Here is a 14,890-nt window from a genome sequence, read left to right on the forward strand (position 1 = left end):
CGACGCTCGTTCGGCCGCCACTTCGCGCTTCGTCACTCGACATCTCGAAGCGTGAAGGACGGTCGCGCCACGCATCCCTCCGACTGGAGAGCCTGCCACATCGGATGATGCGCCAGGACAGGCGTCAAGCTCAGAACATGGTGTTGTCGTTGGCGCTCTGCTCGGGCACTTCCTGGATGACGTCCCAGTGTTCGACGATCTTGCCGTCGGCCAGGCGCCAGAAGTCGGCCACGGCCGTGCCGCGGTCGCCGGGCTTGAGGTGCAGATTGCTGTGCGTGACCACCAGGTCTCCCTCGGCCACCGCACGCTTGATGTCCAGGTGCAACTCGGGGTACTGGCCGTGCAGCCAGTGGACGAAGCCGATGAACCCCTCCGGCCCGTTCTGGGCTTCGGGGTTGTGCTGGGTGTAGGTGTCGCCGAGGTAAGTGGCGGCGGCCTGTTCGGGCTGGTAGTCGTTGAACGCCTGCTGGTAGAAGGCGAGCACGAGTGACTTGTTCTGTTCTGCGGACATGGGGTGGCTCCAATCATTGGGCCGTACCGAGTCGGGGAGATGCCGAACCTGCCCATGTGGCGCACAGCCGTTTCGAGTGCCTCGGTGGTTCTGGCCTCCGCACAGCGGGGTCAAATCAGGTGGTTTCGACCCCGCCGTGAAGGCTCCTCCAGCGGTGTGGGGGAAGGGCCAAAAAGAAGATGACGCATCACACGTTGATATGTCAAGTAACTTCGTTCGGCTCGTTCGATGTGGTGGTTTCACGTCACCGCACCGGCCCGCGGGGCCGCTCAGGCGCTCCACGCCATGGCGGAGTGGGGCGTGCAGTCGTTACCCATTGAAGGCCGATAGTTCGACGTCCGCCTGCTGATGGTCGATCGACGCGGACACGGACACGGACACGGACACGGACGTGGGGGAGGGGCGTCAGGGGCGGGGGACGTTGCGCAGGTTGGCGCGTGCCAGGTCGAGCATCTTGCCGACTCCTCCGTCGAGCACGGTCCGGCCCGCCGCGAAGGCGAAGCCCTTCACCTGGCCGGCCGAGATGTGCGGCGGGATCGACAGCGCGTTGGGGTCGGTCACCAGGTCGACCAGGACCGGTCCGTCGTGGGCGAACGCCTGCTTGAGACCCTCGGTGACGTTCTCGGGCCGTTCGATGCGGATCGCCTCCATGCCCGCGCCGCGGGCGATCGCCGCGTAGTCCACCGGCCCGTGGTCGGTCTCGTACTCGGGGAGTCCTTCGACCAGCATCTCCAGCTTCACCATGCCGAGGGACGAGTTGTTGAACACGATCGTCTTCACCGGAAGGCCGTGCAGCTTCACCGTGAGCAGTTCGCCCATCAGCATGCCGAGTCCGCCGTCGCCCGACATCGAGATCACCTGGCGGCCCGGATAGGCGGACTGCGCGCCGATGGCGTGCGGCAGAGCATTGGCCATCGTCCCGTGCAGGAACGAACCGATCACCCGGCGCCGCCCGTTGGGGCTCAGATAACGCGCCGCCCAGACATTGGACATCCCGGTGTCGACGGTGAACACGGCGTCTTCGTCGGCGAGTTCGTCCAAAACGGAGGCCGCGTACTCGGGGTGGATCGGGACGTGCCGCTCCGCTTTGCGGGTGTATGCGGCGACCACTGTCTCCAGGGACTTGGCGTGCTTGCGCAGCATGCGGTCCAGATAGGAACGGTCCCGCTTCGCCTCCAGCAGCGGCAGCACGGCGCGCAGCGTCTCCCGAACGTCGCCGTGGACACCGAGTTCCAGCACCGTACGGCGGCCGAGACGCCCCGCGTCATGGTCGACCTGCACGGTCCGCGCCTGCGGCAGGAAGTCGTTGTACGGGAAGTCGGTACCCAGCAGGACCACCAGGTCGGCCTCGTGCATCGCGTCGTAGCAGGCCCCGTAACCGAGCAGCCCGCTCATGCCGACGTCATGGGGATTGTCGAACTGGATCCACTCCTTGCCGCGCAGCGTGTGCCCGACCGGGGCGGCTACCTTCTCGGCGAGTGCCATGACCTCGGCGTGCGCGTCCCGGACTCCGGCCCCGCAGAACAGCATCACCTTCCGTGCCGTGTTCAGCTTCTCGGCCAGCGCCCCCACCTGCGTGTCCGGCGGGACGACACGGCCGCGCGTGGTGACCAGGTCGCTGCTTCCGGTCGGGTGGGTCGCCCGGGCATGCGCGACGTCACCCGGGACGACGAGCACCGACACAGCGCTGTTTCCGAGCGCACGCTGCATGGCGATCCGCAGCACCCGCGGCATCTGTTCGGGGGTGCCGATCATCTCGCAGTAGTCGCTGCACTCGGTGAACAGCCGCTCGGGGTGCGTCTCCTGGAAGAAACCAGTGCCGATCTGATGGGACGGGATGTGCGAGGCGAGCGCCAGCACGGGCGCCCCGGAGCGGTGCGCGTCGTACAGCCCCTGGATCAGATGGGTGTTGCCTGGGCCGCAACTGCCGGCGCACACCGCGAGCTTGCCGGTCAGTTGTGCCTCCGCCGCCGCGGCGAAGGCGGCGGCCTCCTCGTTGCGCACGTGCACCCACTCGATGCCGTCCGTGCGCCGCACCGCGTCGACCACCGAGTTCAAACTGTCGCCCACCACTCCGTAGATCCGCTCCACGCCCGCCTGGCGCAGGATGTCCACCAGTTGCTGCGCCACGGTCAGATTTCGCATCGTCGTACTTCTCTCCTCGGGCTGCACACCCGTGTCGTCTGCTCATGGCCGTTCCGGATTTCGGATGCCACGCCGTTCATCGTGCTGCGTACGGGAATGGGCCCCGCAACCTCCGTGAAGGGGATCTGTCACGAAGCCGGTGCGCGTTGCGCATTCTTTTCGAAGGAGACGAGGTGGCCACCGCGCGCGTGGTCGGCGCAGTGCTCGGGCTGCTCCCCGCCCGACAGCCGGTCCCGCCGCGAGACTCCGCCGCGGCCGGCGCCGCGCGCAGCGGGCCCGGTGCCACTGATCCCCGTGACCGGAGCCGCGTGCGCCCTGTGGTCTTCGGTGTATCGTCATGACATGATAGTTGATGTGACAACCAGGTGCCATGGGGAGTGATGTCGGTGAGCAACGTGGAAATTGATCCCGCCGTGGTGAGGTGTGGAGCGTCGGTCGACGAGCCGGTCGAGGCCTTGGACATCGACGTGATCCCCGCGCGGGACGTCCCGCTGGGCGGGCCGCGCGCGATGCGGGTGCGGCGGACGCTGCCCTCGCGGGCCCGGACACTGATCGGAGCTTGGTGCTTCGCCGATCACTACGGTCCTGTCGACGTCTCCGCCGAGGGCGGCATGGACCTCCCCTCGCATCCGCACACCGGCCTGCAGACGGTGACCTGGCTGTTCAGCGGGGAGGTCGAGCATCGCGACAGTCTCGGCACCCACGCTCTCATCCAGCCTGGCGAGATGAACCTCATGACAGGCGGGTACGGCATCTGTCACTCGGAAATCTCCACTCCGCGCACCACCGTTATGCACGGTGTTCAGCTGTGGGTGGCGCTACCGGCGGAACACCGGAACGCAGGACGGGACTTCTCGCACCACGTGCCCGAGCTCCTGCGGGTCGACGGAGCGGAGATCAGGGTCTTTTTGGGCTCGCTCGCCGGAGAGACCTCCCCGGTGCAGACCTTCACGCCCCTGCTCGGCGCTCAGATCGTCCTCGAACCGCGTGCGGCGATCGCCCTCGCCGTGGATCCCGCCTTCGAGCATGGCCTGCTCGTCGACAGCGGAGACGTTCGCGTGGCGGACACGCCGCTGCGCCCGGCGGAGCTGGGCTACGTCCGTCCCGGCGCCGAGACTCTGACACTGGTGAACGAGTCGGACGGTCCGGCGCGGACGATCCTGCTCGGCGGCCCTCCGTTCGAGGAGGAGATCGTCATGTGGTGGAACTTCGTGGGCCGCAGCCATCAGGACATCGTCCGGGCCCGAGAGGACTGGGAGGCCGTGTCCGACCGCTTCGGTGCCGTCGAGGGCAAGCGTCTTCCCGCGCCCGCCCTGCCCAACGCCGTCATCGTGCCGCGCCGCAATCCCCCGCGTGCGTGACTGACCACCGTCCGTCGTCCGAAAGGGACCCCATGAGCCAGTCGTCTGCCGCTGCGACCGTCCAGCGGATCGATGCGTTGGTTGCAGGCCGAACTGGGCTGACCGCACCGGTGAACTCTGGGTCGGCGAGGGGTGTCGGGCCCTCTGGTGGTCGTTTGACGGGCCCTATGTCACACCTCTCCCACACTAGATGACGCTTCAACTATCCGGCTACACTCATATGCATGAATGAGACACCGAAATGGCTCACCCCGGAGGAGCAGGACGCCTGGCGTAGCGTCGTTCGCATGCAGGAGAAGCTTGGCGGCCGGCTGTCCCGCTGCCTGCAGTCGCAATCCAGGCTGTCCGCCGCCGACTACGCGGTGCTCTTCAATCTGGCCGAAGCCCCGGGCGGCCGCATGCGACATGTGGACCTGGCGAAGCGCCTGGAGTGGGAGAAGAGCAGGATGTCGCATCAGATCTCCCGGATGGTGAAGCGAGACCTGGTGGCCCGGGAGGGGTGTCCCGGGGACGGGCGGGGCGCGTTCGTCGTCGTCACCCCGTCGGGCCGGGAGGTGATCGCGACGGCCGCGCCGCTCCATATGGAGGCGGTTCGCCGACTGTTCATCGATCTCCTGGCGCCGGACGAGCTTCGCTTGTACGCCTTGGTGGCGAACCGAGTCGTCGAACACATGGAGGGGTGATCCTCCTGGTGGGTCGGCCCCGCGAGGCCCGCATCGACTGACGGTGTGGCGGTGGAATGGAGATGCCCCGAGACTCGTTGCGGTGTCATAGTTGATACATCAACCACATGGAAAGGGTGAGGGCGATGCAGTTCGGCATCTTCACTGTCGGTGATGTGGCCACCGATCCGACCACGGGGCGCGCCCCGACCGAGCAGGAGCGGATCAAGGCGATGGTCGCCATCGCGCAGAAGGCCGAAGAGGTCGGGCTCGACGTCTTCGCGACCGGCGAGCACCACAATCCGCCCTTCGTGCCGTCCTCGCCGACGACCATGCTCGGATACATAGCCGCGCGGACGGAGAAGCTGGTCCTCTCCACCTCCACCACCCTCATCACGACCAACGACCCGGTGAAGATCGCCGAGGACTTCGCGATGCTCCAGCACCTCGCGGACGGACGGGTGGACCTGATGATGGGGCGAGGCAACACCGGCCCGGTGTATCCGTGGTTCGGCAAGGACATCCGCGAGGGCATCAACCTCGCCGTCGAGAACTACGCCCTGCTGCACCGGTTGTGGCGCGAGGACGTCGTCGACTGGGAGGGCAAGTTCCGCACCCCCCTCCAGGGGTTCACGTCCACGCCGCGGCCCCTGGACGGCGTACCGCCGTTCGTCTGGCACGGCTCGATCCGCTCGCCGGAGATCGCCGAGCAGGCCGCGTACTACGGCGACGGTTTCTTCCACAACAACATCTTCTGGCCCAAGGAGCACACCAAGCGGATGATCGACCTGTACCGGACCCGGTACGCGCACTACGGCCACGGCAGTCCCGAGGAGGCCATCGTCGGCCTCGGCGGCCACACCTACATGCGCCCCAACTCACAGGACGCCGTCCGTGAGTTCCGCCCGTTCTTCGACCACTCACCGGTGATGGGCGGCGGGATCTCCATGGAGGAGTACATGGAACAGACCCCGCTGACGGTCGGCACGCCCGGGCAGGTCATCGAGAAGACGCTCACCTTCCGCGAGCACTTCGGCGACTACCAGCGCCAGCTGTTCAACGTGGACGGCGGCGGACTTCCGCTGAAGACCGTGCTGGAGCAGATCGACATGCTCGGCGAGGAGGTCGTCCCGGTACTGCGCGAGGAGTTCGCCAGGAACCGGCCTGCCGGCGTGCCTGACGCCCCCACCCACGCATCCCTGCTCGCCGCCCGCGACGCCGAGCGCGCGCAGGCCGCCGATGCGGGGGCCTGAGGCCGCACGAGACGACAGGCGTTCTTCGACGGGCCCGACATCACCGCGCTCGTCGGCACGCCCCTGCTGATGGAAGCCACCGGTGGCGGATTCCGTACTCCCGCCCGGGTCCTGGGGGCCCGGGCGGTGCCCCAAGGCCGGGAAATGCACGGTCCGTTCTACGCCTGCCTGCGCGCGATCGTCGTACCCACCGCTGTGTACGGGGCGTCCGAGGGCTGGGGCGCGGCCGGGGACGGGCATACCGTTGGTCTGCCACCCGGCCGTTGCACCGCGGAGTTCGGCCTGCCGGCGGCGCCGATACATGTGGACATTCCGCCGGGCGGCATACGGGGATGCAGTTGCTGCTCGACCACCAGGGCCCGGACCTTCCCCGACCAGGTCACCGCATCCTCGCGCTGAAGGCGTATGAGCATGTCGAGTTACTCCTCGCCCCGCTCGCCGACGCTGAACGCGTCGAGCCCCATGGCCTCGGCGAGCTTCGCCTCCTCGGCGAGGTGGCCGCCCATGGCGGGGCCAGGCAAGCCGGCTCCGGGTGGCTGCTGAGGTCAGCTCGGGCTGAGGGCCGCCGCCAGGCCGGTGGTTCGGGCCGGCGCTCGTCGGGGCTGGGCGATGACTGTGCGGGGGACGGTGGTGCCGGTCGCGAATGCTGTGGTGAACGCGGTGACCGGGGCGACGGTCGGGACCTGCGGGACGGTCAGGGGCTTCGGGGTGGAGGACGGGCTCGTCCACGCGGTGTTCGTCGTCTTCGTCCGCTGGTCGCGGCCCGCCGTGAAGACGAAAAGGCGCAGGACCAGGAAGCGGCCGAGGCCGGCGAGGCCGGAGGCGGAGAGGTAGACGAGCTGTCCGGTGAACACGCTGGGGGAGGTCTGGATCGCGTGGAGGGCGAACACTGCCGCGGAGGTGGCCGCGTAGGCCGCGGCCGCCGAACCGGCGGACTGCCAGTGGTGGCGCCAGCCGGCTCGACCGCCGGCGCGGAAGGTGTAGCGGGCGTGCAGTTCCGTGCACAGGACGGTCGAGGCGATGGTGATCAGCGCGTTCGACACGGTCCACGGCATCAGCGCCGCCAGCAGTGGGACGGTCAAGCTGGAGAGGACCCCGGTGCCGCCGCCGAAAACCACGAAGCGGGCGAAGGCGGCGAGCGGGCCGGGGGTCGCCGTGTTCGGCGTGGGGGAGGTCGGCGACTTCACGGCGGTTCCTTCCGCTCCTGCGTCATGGCGGGCGACCCCGCCAAGGAAGTTGATACATCACATGTACGTGACGCGTCAACTATTTTCTCGGCGGTCGCGGCGAGGGTGAGGAACCGCACCGGCTCGCCCCGAAGGAACGGCATTTGCGCCAGTGTGACTCGAAGGCGCTCCCGCTCCAGCCATGGAGGAGCAGGTGTCCGCGACCAAGCAGTGCCGCCGGGCGAATAAGTTGATGCATCAACCGTATGGGGTTAGGCTTTCGGCCTGGTTGATCGGGGCTCCCGTGGAGTTGCACGCGAGCAGGCCCAAGAGGAGGACGTATGACGGTCGAAGTGGGCGACGTGCCCGGGGCGAAGCGCTACGAGGCCCGGGTCGACGGGGAGTCCGAGGTTGCGGGTGTCGCGGAGTACATCCGCACTACGGAACTCATCGCGTTCGTACACACCGAGGTCGCGCCGCAGTACGAGGGCAGGGGAGTCGGGTCCGCCCTGGTCCGCACCGCTCTCGACGAAGCACGTGCCTCGCAGCTCCGGGTGCTGGCCACCTGCCCCTTCTTCGCGGGCTGGATCGCTCGCCATCCCGAGTACCAGGACCTGCTCTACCAGTCCCGCAGCAAGGTCAGCGACTAGCAGAGCCATACACCGTCATGGAGGCCGGCATGAGCGACAGGTCCGCGAAGAGGGCGTACGAGAACGAGTCGATCACCGTGATTTTCGAGGCCAGGAGATGCCTGCACGCCGCCGAATGCGTCCGGGGTCTGCCGGAGGTCTTCGACACGGCCGCGCGGCCCTGGATCCGGCCGGACAGCGCCGCGGCGGATCGCCTGGCCGAAGTGGTGCGGCGCTGCCCCTCGGGTGCGCTGCACTATCGACTCGCCGACGGCGGGACGGAGATCCCGGAGCGACCCACGCAGGTCACGCGCAGCTCCACCGGGCAGCTGACCCTGCGCGGCGAACTGCGCGTGGACACAGCGGAAGGCCCGCGCGCCGAGACCAGGGCCATCCTGTGCGGCTGCGGGCAGAGCGGTCTTCAGCCGTACTGCGACCATTCGGGGCCCTGCCGTCAGTGATGCCGTCGTGCCCGCTCCACCCGGAGCCCCGCGAATGCGTGGATCCACCAATTCCGGCGGTCATCTGCTCCGCTCGTGGTCCTTCGGCAAAGCGCACATGTTCCGCCGAACCTGTGTGAAGCGGTGCCGAAGTCTCACAGGTTCTGCCTGCGCTCGACGATCCAGTGCTGCAGTGCGGAGGACGGCTCTGGCATGCTGTTCCCATGCAGCGATTCAGAAAGGACGATGCCGCGTAGACGGCCGTCACAGCTCCGCGCCGCCAGCCGCTTCTCCAGGCAGCTGTCGCATGGAGCGTCAGAGCCTGGGTTCGCGCGCGGCTCCGGCAAGCTGGCAGCCGCAGCCGCTCGTCTGGAACGCGACCGGCTGTGGCCCGGCGCGGTAGCTCAAGCCCTTCGGCAGTGGTCACGGATAGCCCATCGTCCGGGGCTTGCCCTCTCGGGTGGTTGCGGATGCTCGCTGTGCAACCCCTTCTATACGACCGATGAACGCGCAGTCCTCGAACTCGCCCTCCACGCACTGCCTCCGCGAGCCGCCCGTGAACTGCGCGGCATGGTCGAACCGCTCGATGAGCTCTATGTCGCCGGCAGTTGGCCGGACCCGACTGCCTCACCGGACGACGGTTGGTGGGCACGTCGCTGCTGGGGGTGACAGCTGGACGTCATGGGGTCGCCGGGTTTTCGTTCCTGCCGGCGATCCGGAAATCACGGTACTCGTCGCAGATGATGCCCCTGGTTGACCCAGCGGTCGGGTTCACGCCGGGCTCGCTGGTGGCCTGATCGAGAGCCTGGTTGAGAGCTTCCTCTGGAGGCGACAGGATGGCGATCGCCTTGCCCCAGGTCTCGTCGTCGGGGTCCAGGGGCGGAAACTCCGAGATGTCGCGGAAGGTGTCGGTGCCCCCTTCACCGCCTGTGCGGTCATCGCCGCCGTGGTCGCCGCCGTCGGTGCGCTGCTGTTGCCCGCGGGGCGGTCGGACCTGACACAGGGGCCGGTCATGGCGCACTGACCGCGCCCGCGACGGTTCCAGCGGCGGCCGGACGGCTCACGAACGTACGTCAGTGGCTGATCGGTCCGGTCAATACGTCCAGGACCGGTCCGCCACCGACGCCCAGCCCGAGGGACACGGCCGCGGCGACGTAGGCGACGACGCGTGCCGCCCGGTCGCCGTCGGCCAGGGACTCGGACCCGCTCCCTGAGACCGCGGGCACGATCCAGCGCAGGTAGTAGAAGAGGGAAGCCACGGTGTTGACGGCGGCCACGACGGCGAGCCACGCGTACCCGCCGTCGAACGCGGCGCCGAACACCTCGAGTTTGCCCAGGAAAACCGCCGTGGGCGGGGTGCCGACGAGCCCCAACAGACAGATGACCAGGCTCGCGGCCAGCAGCGGACGCTCTTTGGCGAGACCCCGGTAGTCGTCCAGCGAGACGGCTCGAGGAAGGGCGCAGACCACCGCGAACGCGCCGAGGTTGGTGACCGTGTAGGCCGCGAGGTAGTACAGCAGTGCCTGCTGGGCGAGGTCCGCGCGGCCCGCGACGGCGACCGGCATGAGCAGGTACCCGACCTGGCTGATCGTCGAGTAGGCCAGGAGGCGCTTGACGTCCTGCTGGAAGAACGCGCCCAGGTTGCCGAGCGTCATCGACGCGGCGGCCAGTACGGCGACGAGCGCGGGCCACGGCAGCGTGCTGTCCGCGAAGACGATGTCACCGAGCCGGAAGAGCGCGGCCAGTGCCCCGATCTTCGGGATGCTGGTCAGCAGCGCGGCCACCGGCGGGCTGCTGCCCTGAACGGCGTCGGGCACCCAGAAGTGTGCCGGCACGCCTCCGGCCTTGAAGAGCACGCCCGACAGCAGCCCGATCGCGCCGACTGCGAGCAGTGCCCCGGGCGCGTCGTGGAACGCGTCCCCGAGCATCGGATATCCGGTGGCGCGCCCCGTCGCGTACAGGACCGTGATGCCGCCCAGCATCAGTACGCCCAACAGGGCGCCGACCACGTAGTACTTGAGGGCCGCCTCGGTGCCGGGCCCGTCCTTGCGGAAGCCGGCGAGCGTGTAGGCGGGGATGCTCGCCAGCAGGTAGGCGGCGGCGAACAGCAGCAGGTCCTGCGTGCCCGCCATCATCAGCGCGCCGAGGGCTGCCAGTTGCACCAGGACGTAGAACTCGCTCTCCCGCGCATCGCCACGCAGCGGACGGAAGGAGACGCCGAGGACGAGGAGCGTGCCGCCGAGGACGACGACCCTGGACGTGCTCGTCACAGGGTCGACGGCGAAGGCCTCGCCGAAGGCGGTCGTGGCAGGCTCCGCCGCGGCCACCGATGCCGCGACGATCCCCGCCGCACACACGACGGCCGCCAGCAGCCCGACCAACCACTGCCGGGCGCGCGGCAGCCAGGAACCGAGCAGCAGGCCGAGCACGGCCGACGCGGCCAGCAGCACCTCGGGCAGGAGGTCGAGCGGGTTCTCGTTCATCTCGTTCATCGGGAGAGCAGCTCCAGGACGGAACGCGAGGCCGGCTCGATGACGTCGAGCAGGAAACGCGGTGCCACGCCGAGGACGACGGCCAGGACGAGGAGGGGGACGACGGCGAGGGCCTCGTGTGCGCGGATGTCGGGGAACACGCGTGGCGTGCCCGGCGCGTCGGGCAGGCGCAGCGGGCCCGTGAAGACCTGTCTCAGCGCGCGCAGGAACAGCCCGGCCGTGAGCAGGATGCCGAGCACCGAGAGCGCGGTGGCCACCGGCCGTGGACCGAGGCTGCCGGTGAAGATCTGGAACTCGGCGATGAAACCGGAGAACCCGGGCAGACCGAGCGAGGCGAAGGCCGCGACGCCGGTCATCGCCGCGAAGGCGGGGGCCGTGGCGGCGAGTCCCGAGTAGGCGCCCATGTCGTACGTCCGTCCGCGTTCGTACAGCACTCCGGCGAGGAGGAACAGCGCACCGGTGAGCAGCCCGTGGCTGACCATCTGCGTCACCGCCCCCGTGACGGCGAGGGAGCGGGCCTGTTCGGAGGTGTCCGCCGTCGCCGCGGCGGCACCGAGGGCGAGGACGATGTAGCCCATGTGGTTCACGGAGGTGTAGGCGACCATCCGCTTGAAGTCGGTCTGCGCGAGCGCGACCAGGGCCCCGTGCAGGACCGACACGACGCCGACGACGATCAGCACGAGGGCGTAGCGCCGCCAGGCCTCGGGGAGCATCGGCATGGCGATGCGCAGGAATCCGTACGTGCCCATCTTCAGCAGCACCCCCGCCAGGATCGCCGAACCGGCGGCCGGCGCCTCGACGTGGGCCGGTGGCAACCACGTGTGGAACGGCACCGTCGGCGTCTTCACCGCCAAGCCGACCACCACGGCCAGCAGGACGAGGCCGCCGTACACGGACCGTCCGGCGAGCGGGTTCTGCCGCGTCAGCTCGACCATGTCGAAGGTGTGCGGGGACGCGGCGAGGTAGAGCCCGATGAAGCCGAGCAGCAGGGCGAGCGACCCGACGAAGGTGTAGAGGAAGAACTTCAGCGCGGCCCGTGCCGCCTGCCGATGGCCCCAGCCCGCGATGACGAAGTACATCGCCACGATGGACAGGTCGAAGAAGACGAAGAAGAGGATCAGGTCGAGGGCCGCGAACAGGCCGAGACAGGTGGTCTCCAGGAAGAGGAACAGTGCGGCGAACTCGCGGACACGGCGGTTCTCGCGCAGTGAGTACAGCGCACAGGCCAGGAACAGCAGACAGCTGAGGGCGAGCAGCGGCAGCGACAGCCCGTCCACGCCGACGTGATAGCCGACGCCCGCTCCGGGGATCCAGCGGGCGCGCTCCTCGTACTGCATGCCGCCGCCGGCCTCGTACCCGGCCCATATCGCGACCACGAGGGCGAGTTCGACGGCCGACACCGCCACCCAGATGATGCGGAAGGCCGACGAGGTCGTACGGCGGGGGAGCGCGAACAGCAGGAGCGCGACGGCCGTGGGCGCGAAGACAAGGGCGGTCAGCATCGGGGGGTCACCTCACGAGGACGAGCACGACGGCGAGGACGGTGAAGGCCGCGACGGCCTGGGCGAGGTACTGGTGCAGCTGGCCGGTCTGCGGGCGGCGCGCCAGGCGGCCGAGCGCGCGGGTGCCGGCGGCGAGGGCGGTCACCGACCCGTCGAGGGCACGCTCCACGACGCCGTCCGTCCAGCGGGCGAACCGTACGGCGACGGTGGCCGAATCGTCGACGGCGCGGTCGATGACCCGGTCGTCGAACGCGGCGGCAGCACGCGCGAGGTGCATGACGGGGGCGACCAGGAGTCGGTGGGCGGCGCGCTCGAGATACAGCCAGTCCAGGAGGGCGGACTTCACACGTCCTGGGAGGGGCAGTGGGCGGGATCCCCAGGCCCAAGTGGCCGCGACGGCCAGCAGGGCGAGAATCCCGGAAAGGGCGAATTCCCAGGGGAGCGGGGCGGATTGGTCAGGCTGGGCGAGTACGCGTCCGACGCTGTCACGCAGCGGAGGGAACGCCAGCGGCGTCAGTGCGACGCAGGCGAGAGCCGGCAGCGCCAGGGACGGCGACGCACCATCCGGAACGTGGCGGGAATCGGGCTGGGGCACCGCGCGCTGCCACACGTACCAGAGGGCCTTGGCGCTGTAGACCGCGGACAGGAGCGCCCCGGCCAGCCCGACGGCGTACAGCCAGGGACTGCGCTCCAGAACTCCCGAGAGCAGGACGTCCTTGGCGGCCCACAGCGAGAGCGGTGGGAGCCCGGCCAGGGAGAGCGCGGCCACGGTGAAGGCCACGCCGACGGTCCGACTGCGGCGGGCGGCTCCGAGCAGCTCGGGAAGCTGCTGTGTGCCCAGGGCTGTCAGCCAGGCGCCCGCGCCGAGGAAGAGCAGGCTCTTGGCCGCCGCGTGGGCGATGAGCTGAAGCGTGCCGCCGGAGGTCGCGGTGGTGCCGGCGGCCAGCACCATGAAGCCGATCTGGGCGCAACTCGACGCGGCCAGCAGCTGCTTGAGGTCGGTCTGTGCCACGGCGACGAGTCCGAGACACAGGGCGGTGGCGGCGCCCGTCCACGCGACCACTTCGTCGCCCCAGCCGGAAGCCTCCAGCAGCGGTCCGGTGCGCAGCAGCAGGTAGGCTCCCGCGACCACCATCGTCGCCGAGTGCAGCAGCGCGGAGACCGGGCTCGGGCCCTGCATGGCCTTCGACAGCCAGAAGCTGAAGGGCAGTTGGGCCGACTTGCCCAGGGCGGCCACGATGATGCCCGCGGTGACGAAGGACAGCCACGGGTCGTCGGCGCGGGTCAGGCCGTCGAGTGACAGTGCCGGGTCCCGGCCGCTCGCGAGCGCGGCACCCGCCGCCAGGTAGAGGCCCAGGTCCGCGGTACGGGTGGTGAGGAACGCGGTGTCGGCCGCGCTCGTCCGCTCCGGGTCCCGCCACCAGTAGCCGATCAATGCCCATGACGTGGCGCCCATGACCTCCCAGCCCAGCAGCAGGACCGGGAGGGTAGCGGCGGTCACCGTGGTGAGCATGCTCCCGGTGAACAGGAGCATCAGGCCGAAGAAGCGCGCTCGGGCCTCGTCGGCGCCGAACTCGGCGGCGCTGAAGAGGAGTACGGCGAGCGTGACCGCGGCGACCGTGACGGCCAGCAGCCCGGACAGGCCGTCCACCGCGAACCGCATCGGCAGTCCGTCGAGGAACGGCGCCTGCACCGCCGGATGCCGGAACGCCGCGGCGATCGCGAGACCCAGGGCGGCGGCCGTCACGGTGAGAGCCACGGCGGGCGCCGCGCGATCGGCCCGCCGTCCCGTCACGAGCAGCAGCACACCGGTGCCGAGCGGCAGGGCGACCAGCGCCCACAGCAGGGCACTCACTCCTTCAACTCCGCCGCCATGTCGGTCATGTCGACCTCGCGCGACCGGAACAGCGCGGTGACCACGGCGAACCCGATCGCCATCTCCAGGGCCATCGCCGTGACCGCGACGACGATCAGCACCTGCCCGTCGGCCGCCGCCGGAGCGATGTAGTGCCAGGCGGCCGCGGCGCCCAGGATGACCCCGCCCAGCATCAGTTCGAGGCCCATCATCAGCATCACGATCGCCTGCTGGGTGAGCGCTCCGAACAGCCCGACGCAGAACAGGGCGGCGGCCACCAGGAGAAGCAGCTCCAGAGTCATCGGCCGACACCGCCTCGTACGGGATCCTCCGGGCGCCGCGCCCGCAGGTCGTCGCCGAGCCGGTCGTACCGTCCCCGCCGGGTGGCCAGCACCACGGTGGCGACGATCGTCGCGAACAGGGCCATGCCCAGCGTCATCATGGTCAGCATCTGCGGACCCATGAGGGACATGCCGAGCTCCATGGTCGGATCGGCGGGTGCCTTTCCGCGCCGGGCGGGCCAGGGCGCGAGCAGGATCCCGGCGGCGAGAAGCAGGAAGACGAGGCCGCAGACGACGGCCGCCCCCTTCTTGTTGTGCATCATCGTCATCGGCATCAGCCCGGCCGGATTCATCATGTACATCACCATGAAGACCGCCATGATGGCCATCTCGATCGTCATCATCAGCACGATGACGATGCCCAGGTAGTCCAGCCCCAGCAGCACGACCAGACCGCCCACGCACAGCAGCGAGGCCAGCAGGGAGAACGTCGCCCGGGCCATGGAGTCGAAGCGGAACACCATCACGCCGCTGACGACCGCGAGGACGGCAAGCAACCAGAACACCGTGACTTCCATGGACGTACGACACCT

General features: G+C 69.3%; 14 protein-coding genes. 5 read left to right on the forward strand and 9 right to left on the reverse strand.

The window, feature by feature from the left end:
* Positions 1 to 130 precede the first annotated feature (130 nt).
* Positions 131 to 511, reverse strand: a complete 381-nt coding sequence (locus ACIPFH_RS34220) for a nuclear transport factor 2 family protein (RefSeq protein WP_401832742.1) — start codon at positions 509 to 511, stop codon at positions 131 to 133.
* Between the two features lie 405 nt (positions 512 to 916).
* Complete coding sequence (locus tag ACIPFH_RS34225; protein ID WP_401832745.1) at positions 917 to 2,656, reverse strand: pyruvate dehydrogenase; 1,740 nt, start codon at positions 2,654 to 2,656, stop codon at positions 917 to 919.
* A gap of 386 nt (positions 2,657 to 3,042) precedes the next feature.
* On the opposite strand from ACIPFH_RS34225, the gene ACIPFH_RS34230 reads away from it, so the two are divergent.
* From ACIPFH_RS34230 to ACIPFH_RS34240, 3 genes are all read left to right on the forward strand, one after another.
* On the forward strand, positions 3,043 to 4,017 hold the full coding sequence (locus ACIPFH_RS34230; RefSeq protein WP_401832746.1) for a pirin family protein: 975 nt from the start codon (positions 3,043 to 3,045) through the stop codon (positions 4,015 to 4,017).
* A 224-nt stretch (positions 4,018 to 4,241) separates the two neighbouring features.
* Complete coding sequence (locus ACIPFH_RS34235) at positions 4,242 to 4,700, forward strand: MarR family winged helix-turn-helix transcriptional regulator (RefSeq protein ID WP_401832749.1); 459 nt, start codon at positions 4,242 to 4,244, stop codon at positions 4,698 to 4,700.
* A gap of 125 nt (positions 4,701 to 4,825) precedes the next feature.
* On the forward strand, positions 4,826 to 5,932 hold the full coding sequence (locus ACIPFH_RS34240; RefSeq protein ID WP_401832751.1) for an LLM class flavin-dependent oxidoreductase: 1,107 nt from the start codon (positions 4,826 to 4,828) through the stop codon (positions 5,930 to 5,932).
* Positions 5,933 to 6,477: 545 nt separating this feature from the next.
* Here the strand turns inward: ACIPFH_RS34240 and ACIPFH_RS34245 are convergent.
* On the reverse strand, positions 6,478 to 7,119 hold the full coding sequence (locus ACIPFH_RS34245) for a hypothetical protein (protein ID WP_401832753.1): 642 nt from the start codon (positions 7,117 to 7,119) through the stop codon (positions 6,478 to 6,480).
* 320 nt (positions 7,120 to 7,439) lie between these two features.
* Here ACIPFH_RS34245 and ACIPFH_RS34250 point away from each other — a divergent pair, with 320 nt between their 5' ends.
* Both ACIPFH_RS34250 and ACIPFH_RS34255 read left to right on the forward strand, forming a co-directional pair.
* Complete coding sequence (locus ACIPFH_RS34250) at positions 7,440 to 7,748, forward strand: GNAT family N-acetyltransferase (protein WP_401832756.1); 309 nt, start codon at positions 7,440 to 7,442, stop codon at positions 7,746 to 7,748.
* Positions 7,749 to 7,777: 29 nt separating this feature from the next.
* On the forward strand, positions 7,778 to 8,188 hold the full coding sequence (locus ACIPFH_RS34255) for a (4Fe-4S)-binding protein (RefSeq protein WP_401832757.1): 411 nt from the start codon (positions 7,778 to 7,780) through the stop codon (positions 8,186 to 8,188).
* A 658-nt stretch (positions 8,189 to 8,846) separates the two neighbouring features.
* Here the strand turns inward: ACIPFH_RS34255 and ACIPFH_RS34260 are convergent.
* From ACIPFH_RS34260 to ACIPFH_RS34285, 6 genes are read right to left on the reverse strand one after another with little or no spacing between them, the layout of a single operon-like run.
* Positions 8,847 to 9,188, reverse strand: a complete 342-nt coding sequence (locus ACIPFH_RS34260; RefSeq protein ID WP_401832759.1) for a hypothetical protein — start codon at positions 9,186 to 9,188, stop codon at positions 8,847 to 8,849.
* Positions 9,189 to 9,240: 52 nt separating this feature from the next.
* Positions 9,241 to 10,659 carry an NADH-quinone oxidoreductase subunit N gene (locus ACIPFH_RS34265; RefSeq protein WP_401832762.1) on the reverse strand — a complete coding sequence of 473 codons (1,419 nt, stop codon included), beginning with the start codon at positions 10,657 to 10,659 and terminating at the stop codon, positions 9,241 to 9,243.
* A complete protein-coding gene (locus ACIPFH_RS34270; protein WP_401832764.1) occupies positions 10,656 to 12,161 on the reverse strand; it encodes a NuoM family protein in 1,506 nt (501 codons plus the stop codon). The genes ACIPFH_RS34265 and ACIPFH_RS34270 overlap by 4 nt, the downstream gene beginning before the upstream one ends.
* A gap of 7 nt (positions 12,162 to 12,168) precedes the next feature.
* Positions 12,169 to 14,016, reverse strand: a complete 1,848-nt coding sequence (locus ACIPFH_RS34275; protein ID WP_401832767.1) for an NADH-quinone oxidoreductase subunit L — start codon at positions 14,014 to 14,016, stop codon at positions 12,169 to 12,171.
* On the reverse strand, positions 14,013 to 14,318 hold the full coding sequence (locus ACIPFH_RS34280; RefSeq protein WP_401832770.1) for an NADH-quinone oxidoreductase subunit NuoK: 306 nt from the start codon (positions 14,316 to 14,318) through the stop codon (positions 14,013 to 14,015). Before ACIPFH_RS34280 ends, ACIPFH_RS34275 begins: the two co-directional genes overlap by 4 nt.
* Complete coding sequence (locus tag ACIPFH_RS34285) at positions 14,315 to 14,875, reverse strand: NADH-quinone oxidoreductase subunit J (protein ID WP_401832773.1); 561 nt, start codon at positions 14,873 to 14,875, stop codon at positions 14,315 to 14,317. The genes ACIPFH_RS34280 and ACIPFH_RS34285 overlap by 4 nt, the downstream gene beginning before the upstream one ends.
* Between the last annotated feature and the right edge of the window lie 15 nt (positions 14,876 to 14,890).

The organism is Streptomyces sp. NPDC088157 (assembly GCF_044741545.1).
Lineage (GTDB): Bacteria > Actinomycetota > Actinomycetes > Streptomycetales > Streptomycetaceae > Streptomyces.

Excerpts from the sequence above, each read along its gene's own strand:
- ACIPFH_RS34250 (WP_401832756.1), top strand. The coding sequence starts at position 7,440 with ATGACGGTCGAAGTGGGCGACGTGCCCGGGGCGAAGCGCTACGAGGCC.
- ACIPFH_RS34220 (WP_401832742.1), bottom strand. The coding sequence starts at position 511 with ATGTCCGCAGAACAGAACAAGTCACTCGTGCTCGCCTTCTACCAGCAG.
- ACIPFH_RS34240 (WP_401832751.1), top strand. The coding sequence starts at position 4,826 with ATGCAGTTCGGCATCTTCACTGTCGGTGATGTGGCCACCGATCCGACC.
- ACIPFH_RS34270 (WP_401832764.1), bottom strand. The coding sequence starts at position 12,161 with ATGCTGACCGCCCTTGTCTTCGCGCCCACGGCCGTCGCGCTCCTGCTG.
- ACIPFH_RS34255 (WP_401832757.1), top strand. The coding sequence starts at position 7,778 with ATGAGCGACAGGTCCGCGAAGAGGGCGTACGAGAACGAGTCGATCACC.
- ACIPFH_RS34265 (WP_401832762.1), bottom strand. The coding sequence starts at position 10,659 with ATGAACGAGATGAACGAGAACCCGCTCGACCTCCTGCCCGAGGTGCTG.
- ACIPFH_RS34235 (WP_401832749.1), top strand. The coding sequence starts at position 4,242 with ATGAATGAGACACCGAAATGGCTCACCCCGGAGGAGCAGGACGCCTGG.
- ACIPFH_RS34285 (WP_401832773.1), bottom strand. The coding sequence starts at position 14,875 with ATGGAAGTCACGGTGTTCTGGTTGCTTGCCGTCCTCGCGGTCGTCAGC.
- ACIPFH_RS34225 (WP_401832745.1), bottom strand. The coding sequence starts at position 2,656 with ATGCGAAATCTGACCGTGGCGCAGCAACTGGTGGACATCCTGCGCCAG.
- ACIPFH_RS34280 (WP_401832770.1), bottom strand. The coding sequence starts at position 14,318 with ATGACTCTGGAGCTGCTTCTCCTGGTGGCCGCCGCCCTGTTCTGCGTC.